Here is a 17,417-nt window from a genome sequence, read left to right on the forward strand (position 1 = left end):
CCATCCCCTTGTCTTGTTGTCCTAGCGTTTGACCTTGGACTCGAAGTCCGCCTTGAACTTCTCCAGCATCCTCGTGCGGGAAGTCTTGACCGCGTACAGCGAGTCGCGGATGTTGCCGTCCGCGCCCTTCGCCATGGTGGCCTGCTCATGCTCCACCTGCGCAGTGACCAGAGGACCGGCAACCAACTGGGGATCGATTACAAGCAGGGAGGTGTTCGCCGTGTGCTTGAGTTTCTGCGTCGGGAAAGTGGCCAACTCCTGGAAGTTCAGATCAAGGTCCAACACACCCACATAGTCCGCGCCGGACTCGAAGCCCTCGGGAATATCGCGCACCAGCCTCACGTCCTTGAAGGCGCTACGCATCGGCGCGAACAGAACCGACATCAGGCGCTCGTCGGACAGAACGCCCTCTGCGTCGGTCACGAGGTGCGCCAGGTTGAACTGCACCGTCCATGCCGTGAACTGGCGGCGCATTGTGTCGTTCAACGTGCGGGAGTGGCCAACGTTTCTGGTCAGCACCACGGCCAACGTTTTGGTTCGTACTCCCGCGAGCGACGTGCGAGTTAGCTGCGGCTGTTTCTCCACTAGCCCAGTGAGAGGCGGCTCCGATGGTGGTCGCGAGAACGGAGGGGCGGCGCAGCCGGTTAAGCCCAACGCCAAGAGACAGGAGATCAGCAGCGCAACCGTCATCGGGGAGCGCACGCGCTCCGAACGAGCCAAGGCTCTCATTGAAACCCTCCATCGATTTTTTCTACGCACAATGGTATTGATCTGGCATGAGTCTTGGCGTCACCCAATTGGGTGATGGACAGCACCGCGAAGCAATGAGCCATGTCCCGCGTTCGCTGCCGGCTTCTCAAGAAAATTCGCCTATCGGAGGCTGTGTACGAAGCTGACCAGCGCAGCTTGGCGGTTCGTTCCCGTCTTCTCGAAAACCCTGCGCAGGTGCGTGCGCACCGTTTCGTAGGAGGTTCCCTGCCGACCCGCCACGGCCTTGAGCGAGCCGCCGTTCATCAGCCCCGTCACGAGCAGGAGCTCGGCCGGAGTGAGCCCATAGGCGTCGCGCAGCATCTGCAGGTCCTGCGTAGCAACGAGCTTCTGGGTGTTGATGAACAACGCCGCGACGGCGCCGCTGGCGTGGCGCCGGGCGCTCGGCAGCAGTTGCACGGTGATGGCCAAAGGTGCGGCCTCAGCGCGCTCGATCACGATCTGCCGCGCGGGCTGCGTGCCTGACACGGTCGTGGCGTGGGCGCGGTGGCGCGCGAGCGCGGCAAGCAGGTCGTCCTGATTCCTGCTGCCTTGCAATTGCACTGTCTCCTCGCGCGTCAGCCGGATGCGCCCCGCCTCCTTGCGCATCAGCCGCACGGTGGCCAGGCTGAGCAAGATGGGCTTGCCTGTGGCCCGCGCATAGAGTTCCTGCACCGCCGCCAGCAGGTACAGGAGCGGAAAGGGCAAGTGGCGTGTCGGCGTGCGGATGCCCGCGATCTTTCCAACCAGGGGCACCAGTTCCTGCATCGTCATGTGGCGCCCGGCTGCCAGATAGCGCTCACCGCGCTGGCCGCGTTCCGCGGCAGAGATCTGCGCCTTGGCCACGTCGCGGGCATCGACAACGGAAAAGCTGCCGGGCACCAGCCCGGGCAGTTTGCCGAGCACCACATCGTTGACGAACTGTCCTGACGAGGTGGGACCGATGTCGGCTGGCCCCCACATCCATCCGGGCAGGACAAAACTCGCGTGCATGTCCGGGTGCGCGCCCAGAAAGGCCAGCACGACTTGGTCGGCCATGATCTTGCTACGGTAGTAGTCGTCGCTGGCATCCGCCAGGTCGCGCAGGCAGGTCTCGTCCATGGGAACGCCCGGCTCGCCGTTCAGCACCGCGATGGACGAGGTCTGGACGAAGCGCCGGATGCCGGCACCGTAGGCCCGCTCGATGAGCTGCCGGGTGCCGTCCACGTTGATGCGCTTGAGCTCTGCCCAGTGGCTGCCGCCCTTGAAGTTGTCCCTGAAGAACGCGGCGGTGTGGAACACCACGTCGCACGCTTGCAGCTCGCTGGAGAATGCAGGCACGTCGGCCATGTCGCCCAGCACCAGCTCGACGCCTTTCACCCCCGCAAACTGCTGCTGGCCCTTGGCCTTCGAGCGAACCAGGGCCTTGACGAAGACGCCGCGCGCGACCAGCTCGCGCACGAGGTTGTTGCCGAGAAGGCCGGTCGCACCAGTGACGAACGCGGTCTTCAAGGGCTTCGGTTTTTCCATATCAATCGAACTTCAAAAATCAAACGAGTTTTGAATGTACCTTCACCATTTCTAAATATCAAGTGATATTCAAACGTGGGATTCAGGACGGCGACCCGGAAGGAGGCGCTGGCAGGCGCTATTCAAAGTTCATGTGATATCTTTTCGACCATGATCCCGACGACAGCAAAAACGCGCCTGACCCGCGAGGAAAGCCGGGCGCAGACGCGCGAGCGCTTGATCGAAACCGCGCAGCACTTGTTTGTGTCGAACGGCTATGGGGGCGCGTCGATCCGCGACATCGCGGACAAGGCGGGCTACTCCCAAGGCGCCTTCTATTCAAACTTTTCGAGCAAGGAGGACGTCCTGCTGGAGTTGCTGCGGCGGCACATGGAAGCCGAAGCGCTGCAGCTTTTCAAGGTCATGGGCGACGAGCGGCAAGAGCCCGAGCAGATGCTTGCCGAGCTGGAAGCCTGGGCTTCCACACTCAATCACGATGCCGACTGGTGCATGCTTTCCATCGAGCTTCAGCTGCATGCCAACCGCAGTCGAAGCTTCGCGCAGGAGTACCAGAAGGTGTGGGACAAGCACCGATCCGAAATCGGCGGCGTGATCGGGCAGTTGTTCGACAAGCTCGGGCGCACGCCTCCCGCCGCACCGGACGAGCTGGCCGCAGCCTTCATGGCCCTGTCGCACGGGCTGGCATTGCAGCGAATGAGCACTCGCCCCGATCCCTCGGGACGCCTGATCATGGTTTTCCTGCGCGGGCTGATCGCAGGCGCGCATGGCCTGGAAGCGGTCGCCGTCGCATCGGATGGCCCCGCTGCGCGCGAGCCGAAGAAGCGCGCTGCGAAAACCACGCGCTGAGCCGGGACAGGGACTCGGGCAGCCTTTTCAGGCAAGCAGCGCCTTCACCAGGTCGAGTTGGCGATCGGGCTTCTCGGTGCCCAGTTCGAGGCTGGCCTCGATGCATTCGAGGTGCTCGATCATGCAGGTCACGGCCGCTTCGCCCTTGCGGCACAGACGAAGAAAGTCGGAATGCTCGTCAGACGAGCAGTGCGGGTCGTTCGACGAGTGGTAGAGCACAGTGATCCCGGCACCCTCGCCCCGCTGCAATGCGCAGCCTGGGGCATTCGAAGGGCTACGTCATTTCTCGCTCACCCCTCTGACACGCTTCGTTGTCGCCCGGCTCGACGGCAGGCCCTGCGCAACTTCAAGCAGCAAGCTGCGCAGCCAAGCGATCGCAGGATCGCGCTCCTGGTACTTGTGCCATTGCATGTGCTCTGCAAACGCAGGGATCTCCACCGGACACTCGACGACGCGCAGCGGAAAGCGCTCGGCGATCTGCTGCGCCAGCCGTGTCGGCAGCGTGGCGATGCGCGGCGTTCCGACCAACAGCGGCGGCACCAGGGTGAAGCTGGGCGCGATGACGTCCTGCCTGCGGGCGCGCTTGCCCACGGCGATCAACTGCTGGTCATAGGTCAGGCGCCGACCACCGCCCCACTCGACACCGATGTGCGAGGCCTCGAAATACTGCTCCGCCGTGAGCTTCTTCGTCATGCCGAAATGCTCGGGACTCACGAGACATGAAAACGTGTCCTCGAACAACAACTCGGAAGGATGCCCGGGCACGATGGCGAACTGCGGCGTGATGAGCAGCTCGATCTCTCCGGCCTGCAACAGGTCGCGAGACTGCGGGCTTCTGGCGCGCAGGTCGAACTCCATCCGAGGCGCTGCGCTGGCCGCACGCCTGACCACCTCCGACAGCAACACCGAGATGACGTAGTCCGAGGAATCGATGACGAAGCGCCGCTGCGAGGTGGTCGGGTCGAACGTCGGCTGCGCCCGGGCGATGGCCTGCACACGCAGGAGCACGTCGTGGACCGGTTTGACCAGTTCGGCAGCCAGCGGCGTGAGGACGAATGACTTGCCGATCGGCTGCAGCAACTCGTCCTTGAAGTACTCGCGCAGGCGCCGCAAAGACAAGCTGGTCGCAGGCTGGCTGAGGAAGACGCGCTCCGAGGCGCGCGTCACGCTGCGGGTGGTCAGGAGTGCGTCGAGCACGACGAGGAGATTCAGGTCGAGTTTGTCGAATCGCATGTCGGTTCTTCCATTTGCGCGGCAAATGACAATACTTTAAACAATTCATTTGTCGCATGGATGTGGGCTGCGAACAATCGAGCCCATCGAGGGACGCCTCGGTCCGTCACCTCACTCACCCGGAGACAAAAAAGAATGACCTCATCGCTCGCGCGGCATGCAGCTGCGCCAAGATCCGGCTTGCGCCGTTCGCCTGCCAGGCACATCCATCTGGTGGCCGCGTGCGCGGCATGGGCTGCCACGAGCGCGGGCGCCCAGAGTTCCATCACCCTGTCCGGAAAGGTGGAAATGTCCGTCGACCACCTGCGCATCTCCTCGCCCAACGGCAGCTCCCGCACGCTGACGGCGCTGTCCAGCGACTCGTCGCGCCTGATCTTCGAAGGCGTCGAGGACCTGGGTGGCGGCTGGGGCGCGAAGTTCAAGCTCGATCATGGCTTCAACGCAGACACCGGCACTGTGGGTTTCGGCGGAATCTACTTCGGCCGCGAGGCCATGGTTGGGCTGGTGACGCCCTATGGCGAATTGCGGCTGGGTCGCAACTACATCCCCATGGACGACCTCACCGGGCCGCTCGATCCCTTCTACTTCACCGGCATCGGCGCAGCCTGGCCGATGACCCTCTTCACGCCGCGCATCAACAATTCGGTCAAGTACCTCAGCCCGCGCATGGGCGGCTTTCAAGTGCGTGCGCTTGCCAGTGCCAGCGAAGGCGTCAGGGGTGCGCAATACACCGGCCTGGGCGTCTCTTACAACGACACGAATTTCGACCTGCACGCGGCCTACACCATCCAGAAGAACGCGGTGCCCGCCGGCGATCGCAAGGAATTCATGGTGGGCGGCGACTACAAGTTCGGCGGTCCACGCCTGACCGGTTTCTACATCCAGCGCAACGATCCGGGCCAACCCCGACGTTCCTCGGCATTGGTCGGCACAAACTGGCCGCTCGGCGCCGGTGAAATCCGCGCGAGCTACCTGGTCGAGCGGCAAGGGGCAAGCAAGGCCTCCAGAGTCGCCCTCCAGTACATGCACTTCCTCTCTCGGCGCACGGCCGTCTTTGCCGGCATCGCACGCCTGAACAATGGCGCGGGCTTCTCCGAAACACTGAATCCAGCGCTGCCCGTTCTCGCCAAGGGCGAAGACGTCATGGGCACGCAACTCGGCGTTCGCCACAGCTTCTGACGCGGCCCTTCAAGAAAAAAGGAAATCCCAATGAGACGAGCCTTCCTGACCTTCTGCGCCGCAGCCACCGCACAGCTGGCGCTCACGCCAGCCTTCGCGCAAGAGACGGCGTATCCCAACAAGCCCATCCATGTCGTGTTTCCCTATCCTGCGGGCTCTTCGCTGGAAGTGGTGGGACGCCTGGTCTCGGAACGCGCCTCGCGCATCCTCGGCCAACCGATCGTCTTCGAGAACAAGGCCGGCGCCAACGGCATCCTCGGAACCACCCAGGTGGCCCGGGCCAAGCCGGACGGCTACACGCTGGCACTGACGACGACCTCGGCCCTGCTCCTGAACAGCCTGCAGCGCAAGGACCTGCCCTACGACCCGGTGCGCAGCTTCACGCCGGTCATTGCCGTCGCTGACATCCCGGTGGGCCTGATCGTCAGCTCGCGGCTGCCCGCGACCGACCTGCGCGCACTCGTAGAGCAGCTGAAGAAGCAGCCGGGGCAGCCCTATGCGAGCGTCGGCATCGGCTCCTTCAACCACTTGCTGATGGAGCAGTTCAAGGCGGTGGCGGGCGTGGACATGCTCCACGTGCCCTACCAGGGCGCCGCGCCCATCATCCCTGAACTGCTCAGCGGTCGCGTGGACGTGACGGTGCTTAGCGTCGGGTCGGTGCTGGGGCAATGGAAAGCGGGACAGGTGCGGGTGCTGGCCTTCATGTCGGACAAGCGCCTGGCATCGCAGCCGGGCGTTCCGACGATGACGGAAGTGTTCCCGTCGTTCCGCCCGTTCGGCAACTGGATGGGCTTCGTCGCACCGGCGAACACGCCGGAGCCGATCGTGCGCAAGCTCAACGCCGCATTCGCCCAGGCGCTTCAGCTGCCGGAGGTGCGCAAGAAGATCGAGGAAGAACAGTGGCGCGTCATGGGCGGCTCGCCGCAAGACCTGGCGCGCCTGATTTCGAGTGATCGCCCGATGGTTGAAGCGGCCATCAAGGCAGCGGGCATCCAGCCTGAATAGGGAGCAAACAAACATGCAGTCATGGGATGTCATCGTGGTGGGGGGTGGCCCTTCGGGCTTGACGCTCGCCGCCGAACTGGCGGGTGCGGGCGCTAAGACGCTGGTGCTCGAACGCAGGACCGAGGGCGTGCAGTCGCGGGCGGGGACCATCCTGCCGCGCGTGCTCGAGTTGTTCGATGCGCGTGGCATTGCGGATCGGTTCATCGAGCGCACGCGCGAGATCGTGCCGTACCCGTTTCGGCCTTCGCACATATGGGCCGGCTTTCATCCGATTCGCTGGCAGTACCTGGAAAGCCGATTCGGCTTCACACTGGGATTGCCACAGAACTTCACCGAAGAAATCCTCTGGCAATGGGCGACCGAGAGCGGCGCGCAAATTCGCCGCGGCACGGAACTGCAGTCCTTCGAGCAGGATGGCAGCGGCGTGACCGTGTCGGTCACCGATGCCCAGGGGGCACCAGCGACGCTGCGCGCGCGCTACCTCGTCGGCGCGGACGGCGGCCGCAGCACGGTGCGCTCCGGTGCCGGCATCCCGTTCGATGGCCATTCCGGCACCTTCCGCGGCATCGTCATCGATGCGCACCTGGATGCGCCCTGGCCCGGAGGACGCATCAACGTCGACAACGAGATGGGCTGGGTGCGCGGTTACGCCTTCGGTGAAGGCATCACCCGTTTCAACATCGTCCATCGCGACCGACGCATGGCACCGAAGGATGAACCCGTCACCCTGGAAGAAGCGCTGAAATGCATCGCGGACGTGCACGGCACCGACTACGGCATCACCAGCCACCGCTGGGCATCGCGCTTCGACGACCAGATGCGTTCGGTGCCGTCGCTGCGAAAGGGTCGCGTGTTCCTGGTGGGCGAGTCGGCCCGCATCCACTATCCAGCCAGCGGCGTCGGCATGAACTTCTGCCTGCAGGATGCCTTCAACCTGGGGTGGAAGCTGGCCAACGTGGTCAACGGCCATGCCGATGAGTCGACACTGGACAGCTACGACGCGGAGCGCCTGCCTGTCATGCGCGCCCTGCTGGAGAGCGTCAAGGCGCAGTGTGTGCTGCAGTTCAACTTCGACGAAAGCGGCCTCACACTCAAGCGGCGCATGGCCGAGCAGATCATTCCGCTGCCGGACGTGCAGCGCAAACTGGTGCTGGAGTTGTGCGGGCTGGAAGCGCCGTATCCGCACGAAGCAGGCAACCACGCGCTGACCGGTTGCCGCCTACCCGACTTCGACCTCCTCACGCTCGACGGCCGGTCGCTTCGGCCGGCCGAGCTCCTGCGCGATCGCAAGTTCCTGCTGCTCGACCTGGAAGGCCAGAGCCGCCAGTTCGAAGCGCTGCAGCGCGCTGGCCTGCCCTTGAGCGTCGTCAGCGCCCGCGTCGGCCGCGTACCGGCAGAGATGGACGGCGTGACGGGCATCCTGGTGCGCCCGGACGGCTACGTCGCCTGGGCCAGCAGCGCCTTGGCACGGGCCGGTGAGGTCGAGGCGCAACTGGGCCACTGGCTCACGCGGAGCAAGCCGTGAACACCCACCGCACCCTCCTGGCCGGTGGCTGGGTCCTGAGCATGGACCCCACCATCGGCGACCTGCGCCGCGGCGACGTCCTGATCGAAGGCGAGCGCATCGTCGCGGTCGCACCCCACATCGAGACCGAAGCGGCCGAGCGCATCGACGCGCAACGCATGATCGTCATGCCGGGCTTCGTCGACACCCATCGGCACACCTGGCAAACCTGCGTGCGGCATCGCTATGCGGACATCGATCCTCAGATCTACTTCGCGGAAATGCTCGGGGCCAAGGGCTCTGCTTTCCGCACCGAGGACGTCTATGCCGGCACCCTGCTGGGCGCGGTGTCGGCCCTGGACAGCGGGACGACCACGATGCTGGACTGGTCGCATGTCCAGAACACACCGGAGCATGCGGACGCCGCCATCCTAGCCCTGCGCGACGCCGGCATCCGGGGGGTCTTCGCCCATGGCTGGCCGCTGGTCGAGGGGCATTCCTGGATGTTCGACAGCGAACGCGGTCATCCGCAGGACATCCGCAGGCTGCGCAGCCAGTACTTCTCTTCGGACGACCAGTTGCTGACGCTGGCGATGGCCGGGCGCGGCCCGGAAATGGCACGCCGCGAGGTCTGGCTGCAGGACCTGCGCCTGGCGCGCGAACTAGACATTCGCTCCACCATCCACATGGGCGCGTATGCGCGCAATGCACCGGTCCGCGCGATCGCCCAGATGCACCAGGCCGGCGTGCTGGGCGACGACCTTACCTTCGTTCATTGCTGCTTCTGCGGGGACGACGAACTGGCCATGATGGCCGACGCGGGCGTGACGGCCTCGTTGGGCGTGCACTGCGAACTGAACGCGCAGGGAATCGGCGATATCCCATTCGACCGGTTGCTGGCCGCCGGGATCCGTCCCAGCCTGAGCGGCGATACCGAAACGAAATGCGCTGGCGACATGTTCACGCAGATGCGCCATGCCTTTGCGCACTACCGCTCCTGGATGGGTGGCGGCCATTCGAAGGCCGCGAACGCACCACCGACCATCACTTTGCGTGACGTGCTCGAGTTCGGCACGATCGCCGGTGCAAAGGCCACGGGGCTGGCGCACAAGACGGGATCGCTGACGCCGGGCAAGCAGGCCGACCTCATTCTGGTGCGGCAGGACGACCTGAACCTCACCCCCGTGTCCGACGCCGTCGGGGCCATCGTGCTGGCCGCCCATCCAGGCAATGTCGATTCCGTCTACGTCGCCGGACGCGCGGTGAAGCGCAATGGCCGCATGCTGCACATCGATGTCGACGCGCTGCGCGCCCGCGCCTTCGACTCGCAACGACACGTGCTGGGGGAGATGTGATGCCGGCCATGCCGCAGCTTGATCCCCAACTCGCCGTGGTGGTTGCTGTCCTGCAGGCACGCGGTGCGCCCCCACCGTTCAGCGGCACGCCGGACGAGGCGCGCGGTCGCATGCGCGCCGCGGTCCTTGCCGCGCGCGAGCGCTCCGGATTGCCGGATGTGCAGTCTGCGGAGGACACCGTTGCCGCGCACGCAGACGTGCGCGTTCCGGTGCGCGTGTACCGCCCGCATTCGCACAGGCCGTCGCTGCCGACCGTCGTCTTCTTCCACGGCGGCGGCTTCGTGCTCGGAAGCGTCGAGCTGATGGACGACATCGCGCGCAAGCTGTGTCGCGACATCGAGGCGGTGGTGGTGTCCGTGGACTATCGACTCGCGCCGGAGCATCCCTTTCCCGCCGCGCACGACGACGCGCTGGCTGCCACGTTGTGGGCGCTGGCCAACGCCGTGGCCCTCGGTGGCGATCCCGCGTGCGTGGCCGTGGCCGGGGAAAGCGCGGGCGGCAATCTCGCTGCCTCGTCGGCTATCCAGGTTCGCGACCGCGGCTTTGCGCTCGCGGGTCAGCTGCTCATCGTGCCCGGCGTCGATTTCGCACGCGACACGGTCAGGCTCGAGAGAAACGATGGGTGTGCGTATCCAATGCTCACGCCGCACGACCTGCGGGAGGTGGCGCGGCTCTACCTGGGCACGGCAGCGGACCGTGCGACGGACTTTCCTCCGTCTCCCCTGCACTGCGCAGACTTGGGCGACTTGCCCGCCACGGTCATCGCCGTGGCAGGGTGCGACCCCCTGTACAACGAGGGGCTGGCCTATGCGGCGCGGCTGCAGGCGGCTGGCATTGCCACGCAGGTGCTGCGCTACGAAGACATGTTCCATCCCTTCTTCGGGTTCTTCGAGGTCTCAGAGGCTGCACGGCGCGCCAATGACGAAATCTGCAGCTGCTTCGCAGCGACCCTGCGTGCCCGCCCCGACGACACAAAGGAGGCTGAGGTATGAATCAAGCCCCCCATGCGTCGGTCCATTCGGTCGACCGCTTCGTGTTCAGCGTGCCCGACCTGCATGAGGCCGAGCAGTTCTACCGCGCCTTCGGCCTGGACGTGCGCCGCGAAGGCAACCGCCTGGCGCTGCACACCTTCGGCCATCCGCATTGCTGGGCCTGGGTCCATGCATCGGGCCGGTCGAAGCAGCTCGAGTACGTGCGCTATGGCGTGCATGCGCATCAGCTGGATGCCTTGCGGGAACGCATTGTCACGGCTGGCCTCGAGGCACAGCCGCACCCGCTGGGCGATGCCGAGGGCGTCTGGCTGCGCAACCCGGACGGCACACACCTGCAGCTCGTGGCAGCGTCGAAGGTGTCGCCCTCGCACAAGTCCCGCCCGGTCGTGACACCGCCCGTCGCACCGGGCCATGGCGCCGCGCCAGCGCGCAGCCGCGCGCTGCAGGTTCGCCCCCGTTACCTGTCGCACGTACTTTTCTTCACGCCCGACGTGCCGCGAATGATCCGCTTCTCGCAGGAAATCCTGGGCCTGCGGTTGTCCGATCATTCCGGCGACTTGATCGCCTTCCTGCATGGAGCCCATGGCTCCGATCACCATCTGGTGGCCTTCGCAAAGTCGCACGCGGCCGGCCTGCACCATTCGAGCTGGGACGTGGGCAGCATCGACGAGGTCGGGCGCGGCTCCGAGCAGATGCGCAATGCCGGCCATGGGCGAGGCTGGGGCGTGGGGCGGCACGTGCTCGGGTCGAACTACTTCTACTACGTGCGCGATCCGTGGGGCAGCTATGCCGAGTATTCGCACGACATCGACTACGTGCCGGCCGACAGCGAGTGGCCCGCGGCAGACCATCCGCCAGAAGACTCGCTGTATGTGTGGGGGCCTTCGCTGCCCCCCGATTTCATCACCAACCTGGAGCAGCCGGCATAAGCCGGCCTTGAAAGCCACACCATGAGACTCATCGCCTTTATCGCCAGCAACGGCCTGCCCGCCTTGGGGCTGCGAACCGGTTCGCAGGTCGTCAACCTCACCGAAGTCGGATTGCCGTCGACGCTGGACGCGCTGCTCAAGCACCCCGACGGACTGAGCGCAGTGAAGGATGCCGCCGCCCGCGCGACGCAGCACCTGGCGTTCGCCGAGCTGAAACTGCTGCCGCCGCTTCAGAACCCCTCCAAGGCCTTCGCCATCGGCCTGAACTACGTCGATCACGCCTCGGAAAGCAACTTCGAGCCGCCCAAGCACCCGGTCCTGTTCCAGCGCTTTCCCTCTTCATGGGTCGCACACGGCGAGCCCCTGGTGCGCCCGCGGGTCTCCACGCAGTTCGACTATGAGGCGGAACTCGTGGCCATCATCGGTAAGGCAGGCCGCTACATCGCCAAGGAGGATGCGCTGGCGCACGTGGCCGGTTACGCCATTTTCAACGAGGGTTCCATCCGCGACTACCAGTTCCGCTCCGGCCAATGGCTGTGGGGAAAGAACTTCGATCGCAGCGGCGGCTTCGGCCCCGAATTCGTCACAGCGGACGAACTGCCGGCAGGCGCCACCGGCCTGCAGCTGACCTGCCGACTGAACGGCGAAGTGCTGCAAAGCGCCAACACGCGCGACATGATCTTCGACGTAGCGACCCTCGTTGCCGCGTGCTCGGAAGGCATGGAATTGCAGCCGGGCGACATGATCATCACCGGTACGCCCTCGGGCGTGGGTCTGGCGCGCACGCCGCAGGTCTGGCTTAAGCCGGGCGACGTCTGCGAAGTGGAGATCGAAGGCATAGGCATTCTGCAAAACCCCGTGATCGACGAAGTGTGGGCCTGAGGCCTGATCGTCCTCCCCCGCTACCGCGGGAACAATGGGCAGGCGTGCCGCGCGCAAATGGGGAGCGGCTCGTTTTTGACGGACAGCTCCTCTCAAGCCGAGCCTCTCGAACGTCGGCAACTCATTTGAAGGGGGGCATACCCCAAGGGCGGCTATGCAGCGATTGCCGACATCCCTCGGCCCCGCGCGAATGGGCACTATCGGCCAGAACCGGACGGTCGACCACTTCCCCAAAATCGCCAGATAACCGACGTTCGCAGGCCAGGAGAGCGGCCGTTCGCTTGTGACACGGCAAGGCCTAGGGCAGGAAGCGCTCCACCGCGTCGACTTCGCCGGCAGGGTTGGAGAACCCGCCGACAACCAGGACGGAGCCATCGCTGAGCAAGACCGCGGAGGCGGCACTGCGCCCGGTGGACATCGAACTCGCCGACGTCCAGACGTCGAAGTCGGGGTTGTAGATTTCTGCGGTGGCCAGGCGAACGCCGCCACTGCCAGTACCGCCCGCGAGCAACACGCGGCCATCGGCCAGCGTCGTCATCGTCGGAAGGGAGCGCGTGCTGGAAAAAACGCTCGCCGTCCAGCCCGACGTGGCGACGTCGAAGCGCATCGCGGTGCTGCTGCCATCGCCCATCGCAAGCACGTCGCCGTCCGCCAGCAGCACGGAGGTGTATACGTTGGCGGCGGGCACGGTGCCAGCAACAGGCGTGGTGGCACCGTTGTCGTTGACAGGGAACCGTTCGGCGGAGGTCACGAACCCGTTTCGGTTGACGCCGCCGATCACCAGCACTTCATTGCCGCCCGGCAGCAGCTGCGCGGCATGCTGAGCGCGTGGGGACGACAACGGCGTGGCCATGGAGGTCCAGGTGTTGAAAGCCGGGTCATACAGCTCGGCCGTCTGCGAAAAGGTCAAACTGGGAATCCGGCTGTAGCCACCGATGACAAGGACCTTGCCATTGGGCAGCAGTGTGCTTGTGGCCCGCGTGCGCGCCTCGGCCATGCTCGCGGCGAGCTGCCAGGTATCGGCGACCGGGTCGTAGATTTCGGCGGCCGCAACGGGGGAGATGCCCGCACCGTCGCCGCCGGCGACCAGCACGCGTCCGTCGGGCAGCACGGTCGCCGATCCGTCGGAGCGAGGCGTCAACATGGGCGCGGCCGCGGTCCAGCTGTTGCCCGCCGGGTCGTAGACGAGGACCGACGCGGTCACGCCGGAGGCCGTGAACCCGCCGATGACCAGCGCTTTGCCGCTTTGCAGGCGCACGACCGGCGCGTAGTGACGTCCGGTCGGCAGAACCGCTTGCGAAACCCAGCTGCCACTTCCGGTGACCGCAATCCGCACCTGCGCCTGCGCCGAGCCCGCGCTGTTGCTGGCCGTGACCGTGTATGTCGTCAGCGGTTGGATGGCCGCCGGCGTGCCGGTGATCGCACCGGTCAGCGCGTTGAGGCTCAGGCCGCCGGGCAGCGCCGGCATCACCGAGAACGCCGAGGGCGTGCCGCCGATCACCAGCGCTGTGTTGGGAACGATGACTTGCGCCGTGGCGTAGAGCGCGCGCGGCGTGGCATACGCCACGCTGGCAGGCGCCGCCAGCGGCGCCTGGACTGCCAGCTGCAACGTGACCTCGGCCGATCCGGCCGCGTTGGTGCCGGTGACGGTGTAGGCCGCGTCCGCCGCGGCGGCGGTGGGTGTTCCGCTGATCACGCCGGTCTGCGGGTCGAGCAGCAGCCCCGCGGGCAAGGCCGGCGCGATGCTGTAGCCGGTGATCGGACCGCCGCTGCTGGCGGGCGCGTTGGCCGCGATGGCCTGGCCCACGGTGTAGATCGCGGCGCTTTCACGGTAGGTCAGCCCGGACGGCGCGGCAGGCGTGCTGCGCACCTCGATCTGCACGCGGGCCGTCGCGCTGCCGCCCGCGTTCTCGGCGGTCACCACGTACACGGCGGATGCGGCAACGGCGGTGGGCGCTCCGCTGATGACGCCCGTGCCCGCGTCGAGCGCCAGGCCCGCCGGCAACGGCGGCGCCACGGCATAGCGCTCGACGGCGCCGCCGCTGGCGGTGGGCCGATTCGGCACGATGGCCTGCCCGACCTCGTAGACCGCGGAGGTCATGGCATAGCTCAAGCCCGCGGGCGGCTGCGTGAGGTTGAGCCCGAAGCCGACGAAGCTCGCGCCGCCCGAGCCGCCGCCGCAGCCGGACAAGGCCACGAGGCAGCCCAGCCACAGGGCCATTAGCCAAAGCCAAACGGATTGAGCGCGGAGCAATCGCGCCCTTGCAGTAATGCTCCCCATGATCACCCTGGTTACATTTTGTAAGGCGGCGATCCTATGCAACTCGCTACCGAGGGGCAATACCCGAAAACAGGTAGATGGCCGGCATCTTGAGGTCTGCTTTCGAGAAGACGCTACGTCAGCAGCCGCTGCACAGCCGCCTGCGTCCCCAACAAGCGCCGGTGTTCCTCATCCGAGTCAGTTAAAGGAAGAGTCGCGTGCGGGTGGTGAAGCCTGGCTGGCGCCGACGTCCACACGGCGACCAGAGCGTGCGTGCTCGCGTCAGCGGGCCATGCGGGACACTCGGCGACAGCAAACTCAGCGTCGCCCTAGAACATTGCGCCTCTCGCCGTGACAGGCCACACGTGGCTGACATGGGAACCGCGGAAAGCAACGATCCAGTCGTGGAGATTGACTGTTGGATCGCAATGGCCTGGAATCAGACGAACCTTCTCCCCGATTCGTGGCAGCTGCCGCGACTCCCCAGGTTCAATCACAGCATGCTCATCAGAGACTGATCGCACAGTCGAATCGCAGTCGACCATCTTGGGTACGCCACGATCCATGGCAAATGCCTTCAACCCACCATCCAGTACCGCGTGGTGGCTCTGCGCACTAATGACGGAGCACATCACGAAGAGTGCGTGGCGCAGGACGTCATCGTTTTCTCCTTGGATATTCTCAGCGTAGTCAGCATCCATGAGCACATAGGACCCCGGTTGGACTTCCGTGTAGAGACCCGAAGCTGCTTCCAAGGCGTACGTCCCGGTTCCACCGCCGGTGATGGTCGGGCATTCCAGGCCCTCCCGGCTCAAGGCTTCGACAACGTCTCGCAGCATTGCCACGGCCTGATCCACCGCGGCCTCACGCTCCTCATATGTCCGCAAATGTTGAGCTGAGCCCCTGAAAGCATGAAGACCGGCAAATGAGAGCTGCGGAGAGTGCCGTGTGATGAGCTTCGCCAGCTCGACGACTGCATTGACCGACGAAACGCCGCATCGACCGTGCCCGATATCAACCTCCACCAGAACGCCAATTCTTGATGCGGCGTCCCGAGTCGCTTCTGCCAACTGATCGATCTGGACTTGATGATCCACACAGACAGACAGCGCACATCGCCTCGCCAGTTGTGCGGCGCGCCTGGTTTTGATGGCCCCCACAATCTGATTGGTCACCAATACGTCTGCGACTCCGCCTGCCACAAATGCCTCAGCTTCGCTGATCTTTTGGCAGCAGATTCCAATCGCGCCGGACGCGATCTGCAATCTCGCGATATCGGCACTCTTGTGGGCCTTCCCATGCGGGCGGACGCGAAGACCCGCCGCGTGCAGCCGTTCATGAACCTTGTTCATGTTGAACTCGAGCGCATCAAGATCAAGAATCAACGCCGGGGTGTCGACTTCTGCAATCGGCATCCCTGGTACTGCCGGCGGGATATTCCACGGCCTGTCCGCATCCGCGATCACGTTGTCGATGAAGAATGAAGTCTGTTGTTTCATTGATGCCTTGACTTTGTACCGAGATGGCATCCGAAGCTCACTGGCCACGACGCAACACCTGGCCTGCATGCCAGTCCACGACCTCGCCACCCACTACGGCCATGCGTCCGTTGACCATGACATGGGAAATTCCCTTGGGGGCTTGTTTGGGCGTGTCGAACGTGGCCATGTCGGCAATCTGCTCCGCGTCGAAAACGGTCAGGTCCGCAGCGAAGCCCGTTGCCACCCTTCCTCGGCCGACGAGCCCGAATCGTTCCGCTGGCAACCCGGTCATCTTGTGAAGTGCCGCCTCCAGCGGAAACAAGCGCAAGTCTCGTGAATAGTGGCCCAAGACCCGCGGAAACGTGCCCCACATGCGTGGATGCGGAACCTCTTGAAAAGGCACCCCATCGGAGCCGATCATCGCGTTCGGCGAAGCAAGGATTCGCTGCACGTCATCTTCCGACAGTGCAAAGTAGACCGCACCTCCGGGTTCCAGGCGGCGCATCGCCTCCTCTTGATCGACTCCCATTTCCTCAGCGATGTCCTTGAGGTCTCGGCCAGCGTGCTCAGGGTGAGTCTTCGACCAGGTAATCTGAATGCGCGACGAATCCTTGATGCGAGAAGGAAGCAAGGTAGACGATGAAGCCGTATAGGGATAGCAGTCGAAGCAAACGGGCGACAGGCGCGCCTGCTTTTTGAGCATGGCAAGCGTATGCGTCGATCGACCGTGATTTTCCTTTCCAAACAGTTTGTGGTGCGAGACGACCAACGGAACGTGGAGCGTGCTGCTGACAGCAAAGGCTTCATGCAAAGCGGGTTCGATCTGGTCCGCCTCATTTCGAACATGCATCGCAATCAGTCCGCCCCTGTCGGAAAGGGGGCGGCCCACAGCGATGAGTTCATCTGTGGTTGTGGCTTGCGCCGGTCCATAGAAAACGCCGGTGGACATTCCCAGTGCGCCGGCGTCCAGGGCTTCATGCAAGTCCAATTGCATGGCAGAGATTTCTGATTCGTTCGCCGGCCTTTGCAGATCAGCCATGTGCCGAAATCGCAAGGTGGAGTGCCCAACCAGGAACGCGCCGTTGATGGCAGGTCGCGACAAGCTCACCGCATCGAGATACTCGGCAAAGGTCCTGAAGTGAACGCCGTCACGACTGAGCTGATCAAGAGGCGTTGGAGGGCGTTCACCAGGTCTCAATGCCATTGGGGCCAGAGAACAACCGCAGTTGCCGTTGATGATGGTGGTAACGCCCTGCGCTAGTTTCGGATAGATTTCCGAGCGATCGAAGATTGCGGCATCGTCATGCGCATGGGTGTCAATGAAGCCTGGCGCGATAACCTGTCCACTTGCATCGATGACCTGTTTGGCGCTTGCCTTGCTCAGGTCTCCGATTTCCGCGATCAACTCTGCGACGACACCGACATCCGCACGGTATCGCGGTGCGCCTGTGCCGTCAATGACGGTCGCGTCCTTGAAAATGTAGTCGAACGTCAT

General features: G+C 64.7%; 14 protein-coding genes and 1 pseudogene. 8 read left to right on the forward strand and 7 right to left on the reverse strand.

What is annotated here, in order from left to right; translation table 11 throughout:
- Positions 1-21: 21 nt before the first annotated feature.
- Together AC07YS_RS06275 and AC07YS_RS06280 are read right to left on the reverse strand one after the other, a co-directional pair.
- Complete coding sequence (locus tag AC07YS_RS06275; protein ID WP_495275708.1) at positions 22-486, reverse strand: hypothetical protein; 465 nt, start codon at positions 484-486, stop codon at positions 22-24.
- A 384-nt stretch (positions 487-870) separates the two neighbouring features.
- Positions 871-2,238, reverse strand: a complete 1,368-nt coding sequence (locus tag AC07YS_RS06280; RefSeq protein ID WP_495273670.1) for an NAD-dependent epimerase/dehydratase family protein — start codon at positions 2,236-2,238, stop codon at positions 871-873.
- A 168-nt stretch (positions 2,239-2,406) separates the two neighbouring features.
- On the opposite strand from AC07YS_RS06280, the gene AC07YS_RS06285 reads away from it, so the two are divergent.
- A complete protein-coding gene (locus AC07YS_RS06285; RefSeq protein ID WP_495267540.1) occupies positions 2,407-3,102 on the forward strand; it encodes a TetR/AcrR family transcriptional regulator in 696 nt (231 codons plus the stop codon).
- Between the two features lie 27 nt (positions 3,103-3,129).
- Here AC07YS_RS06285 and AC07YS_RS06290 read toward each other — a convergent pair.
- Positions 3,130-3,327: pseudogene (locus AC07YS_RS06290) on the reverse strand (GntR family transcriptional regulator); the annotation flags it as partial.
- A 54-nt stretch (positions 3,328-3,381) separates the two neighbouring features.
- On the reverse strand, positions 3,382-4,335 hold the full coding sequence (locus AC07YS_RS06295) for a LysR family transcriptional regulator (protein ID WP_369632480.1): 954 nt from the start codon (positions 4,333-4,335) through the stop codon (positions 3,382-3,384).
- Between the two features lie 135 nt (positions 4,336-4,470).
- On the opposite strand from AC07YS_RS06295, the gene AC07YS_RS06300 reads away from it, so the two are divergent.
- From AC07YS_RS06300 to AC07YS_RS06330, 7 genes are read left to right on the forward strand one after another with little or no spacing between them, the layout of a single operon-like run.
- Positions 4,471-5,514, forward strand: a complete 1,044-nt coding sequence (locus AC07YS_RS06300; protein WP_159277269.1) for a porin — start codon at positions 4,471-4,473, stop codon at positions 5,512-5,514.
- A gap of 30 nt (positions 5,515-5,544) precedes the next feature.
- On the forward strand, positions 5,545-6,519 hold the full coding sequence (locus AC07YS_RS06305; RefSeq protein WP_495267539.1) for a Bug family tripartite tricarboxylate transporter substrate binding protein: 975 nt from the start codon (positions 5,545-5,547) through the stop codon (positions 6,517-6,519).
- 13 nt (positions 6,520-6,532) lie between these two features.
- Positions 6,533-8,044 (forward strand): FAD-dependent monooxygenase, encoded by a 1,512-nt coding sequence (locus tag AC07YS_RS06310; RefSeq protein WP_369632477.1) that lies wholly within the window; start codon positions 6,533-6,535, stop codon positions 8,042-8,044.
- Complete coding sequence (locus tag AC07YS_RS06315) at positions 8,041-9,378, forward strand: amidohydrolase family protein (RefSeq protein WP_369632476.1); 1,338 nt, start codon at positions 8,041-8,043, stop codon at positions 9,376-9,378. Before AC07YS_RS06310 ends, AC07YS_RS06315 begins: the two co-directional genes overlap by 4 nt.
- On the forward strand, positions 9,378-10,370 hold the full coding sequence (locus AC07YS_RS06320; protein ID WP_062472326.1) for an alpha/beta hydrolase: 993 nt from the start codon (positions 9,378-9,380) through the stop codon (positions 10,368-10,370). The genes AC07YS_RS06315 and AC07YS_RS06320 overlap by 1 nt, the downstream gene beginning before the upstream one ends.
- On the forward strand, positions 10,367-11,299 hold the full coding sequence (locus AC07YS_RS06325; RefSeq protein ID WP_062472329.1) for a VOC family protein: 933 nt from the start codon (positions 10,367-10,369) through the stop codon (positions 11,297-11,299). Before AC07YS_RS06320 ends, AC07YS_RS06325 begins: the two co-directional genes overlap by 4 nt.
- Before the next feature lie 21 nt (positions 11,300-11,320).
- On the forward strand, positions 11,321-12,181 hold the full coding sequence (locus AC07YS_RS06330; RefSeq protein ID WP_062472330.1) for a fumarylacetoacetate hydrolase family protein: 861 nt from the start codon (positions 11,321-11,323) through the stop codon (positions 12,179-12,181).
- 298 nt (positions 12,182-12,479) lie between these two features.
- On the opposite strand, the gene AC07YS_RS06335 is transcribed toward AC07YS_RS06330, so the two are convergent.
- The 3 genes from AC07YS_RS06335 to AC07YS_RS06345 all read right to left on the reverse strand — a co-directional run bounded on the left by AC07YS_RS06335 (position 12,480) and on the right by AC07YS_RS06345 (position 17,417).
- Entirely contained in the window at positions 12,480-14,402 is a 1,923-nt protein-coding gene (locus AC07YS_RS06335; RefSeq protein ID WP_369632475.1) for a putative Ig domain-containing protein, read from the reverse strand.
- A 368-nt stretch (positions 14,403-14,770) separates the two neighbouring features.
- Complete coding sequence (locus AC07YS_RS06340; protein ID WP_369632474.1) at positions 14,771-15,940, reverse strand: DSD1 family PLP-dependent enzyme; 1,170 nt, start codon at positions 15,938-15,940, stop codon at positions 14,771-14,773.
- Between the two features lie 37 nt (positions 15,941-15,977).
- Positions 15,978-17,417, reverse strand: coding sequence for an N-acyl-D-amino-acid deacylase family protein (locus tag AC07YS_RS06345; protein WP_369632473.1), 1,440 nt, complete (start codon positions 17,415-17,417; stop codon positions 15,978-15,980).

It is taken from the genome of Variovorax sp. GW458-11-26-14-LB1 (assembly GCF_059423965.1).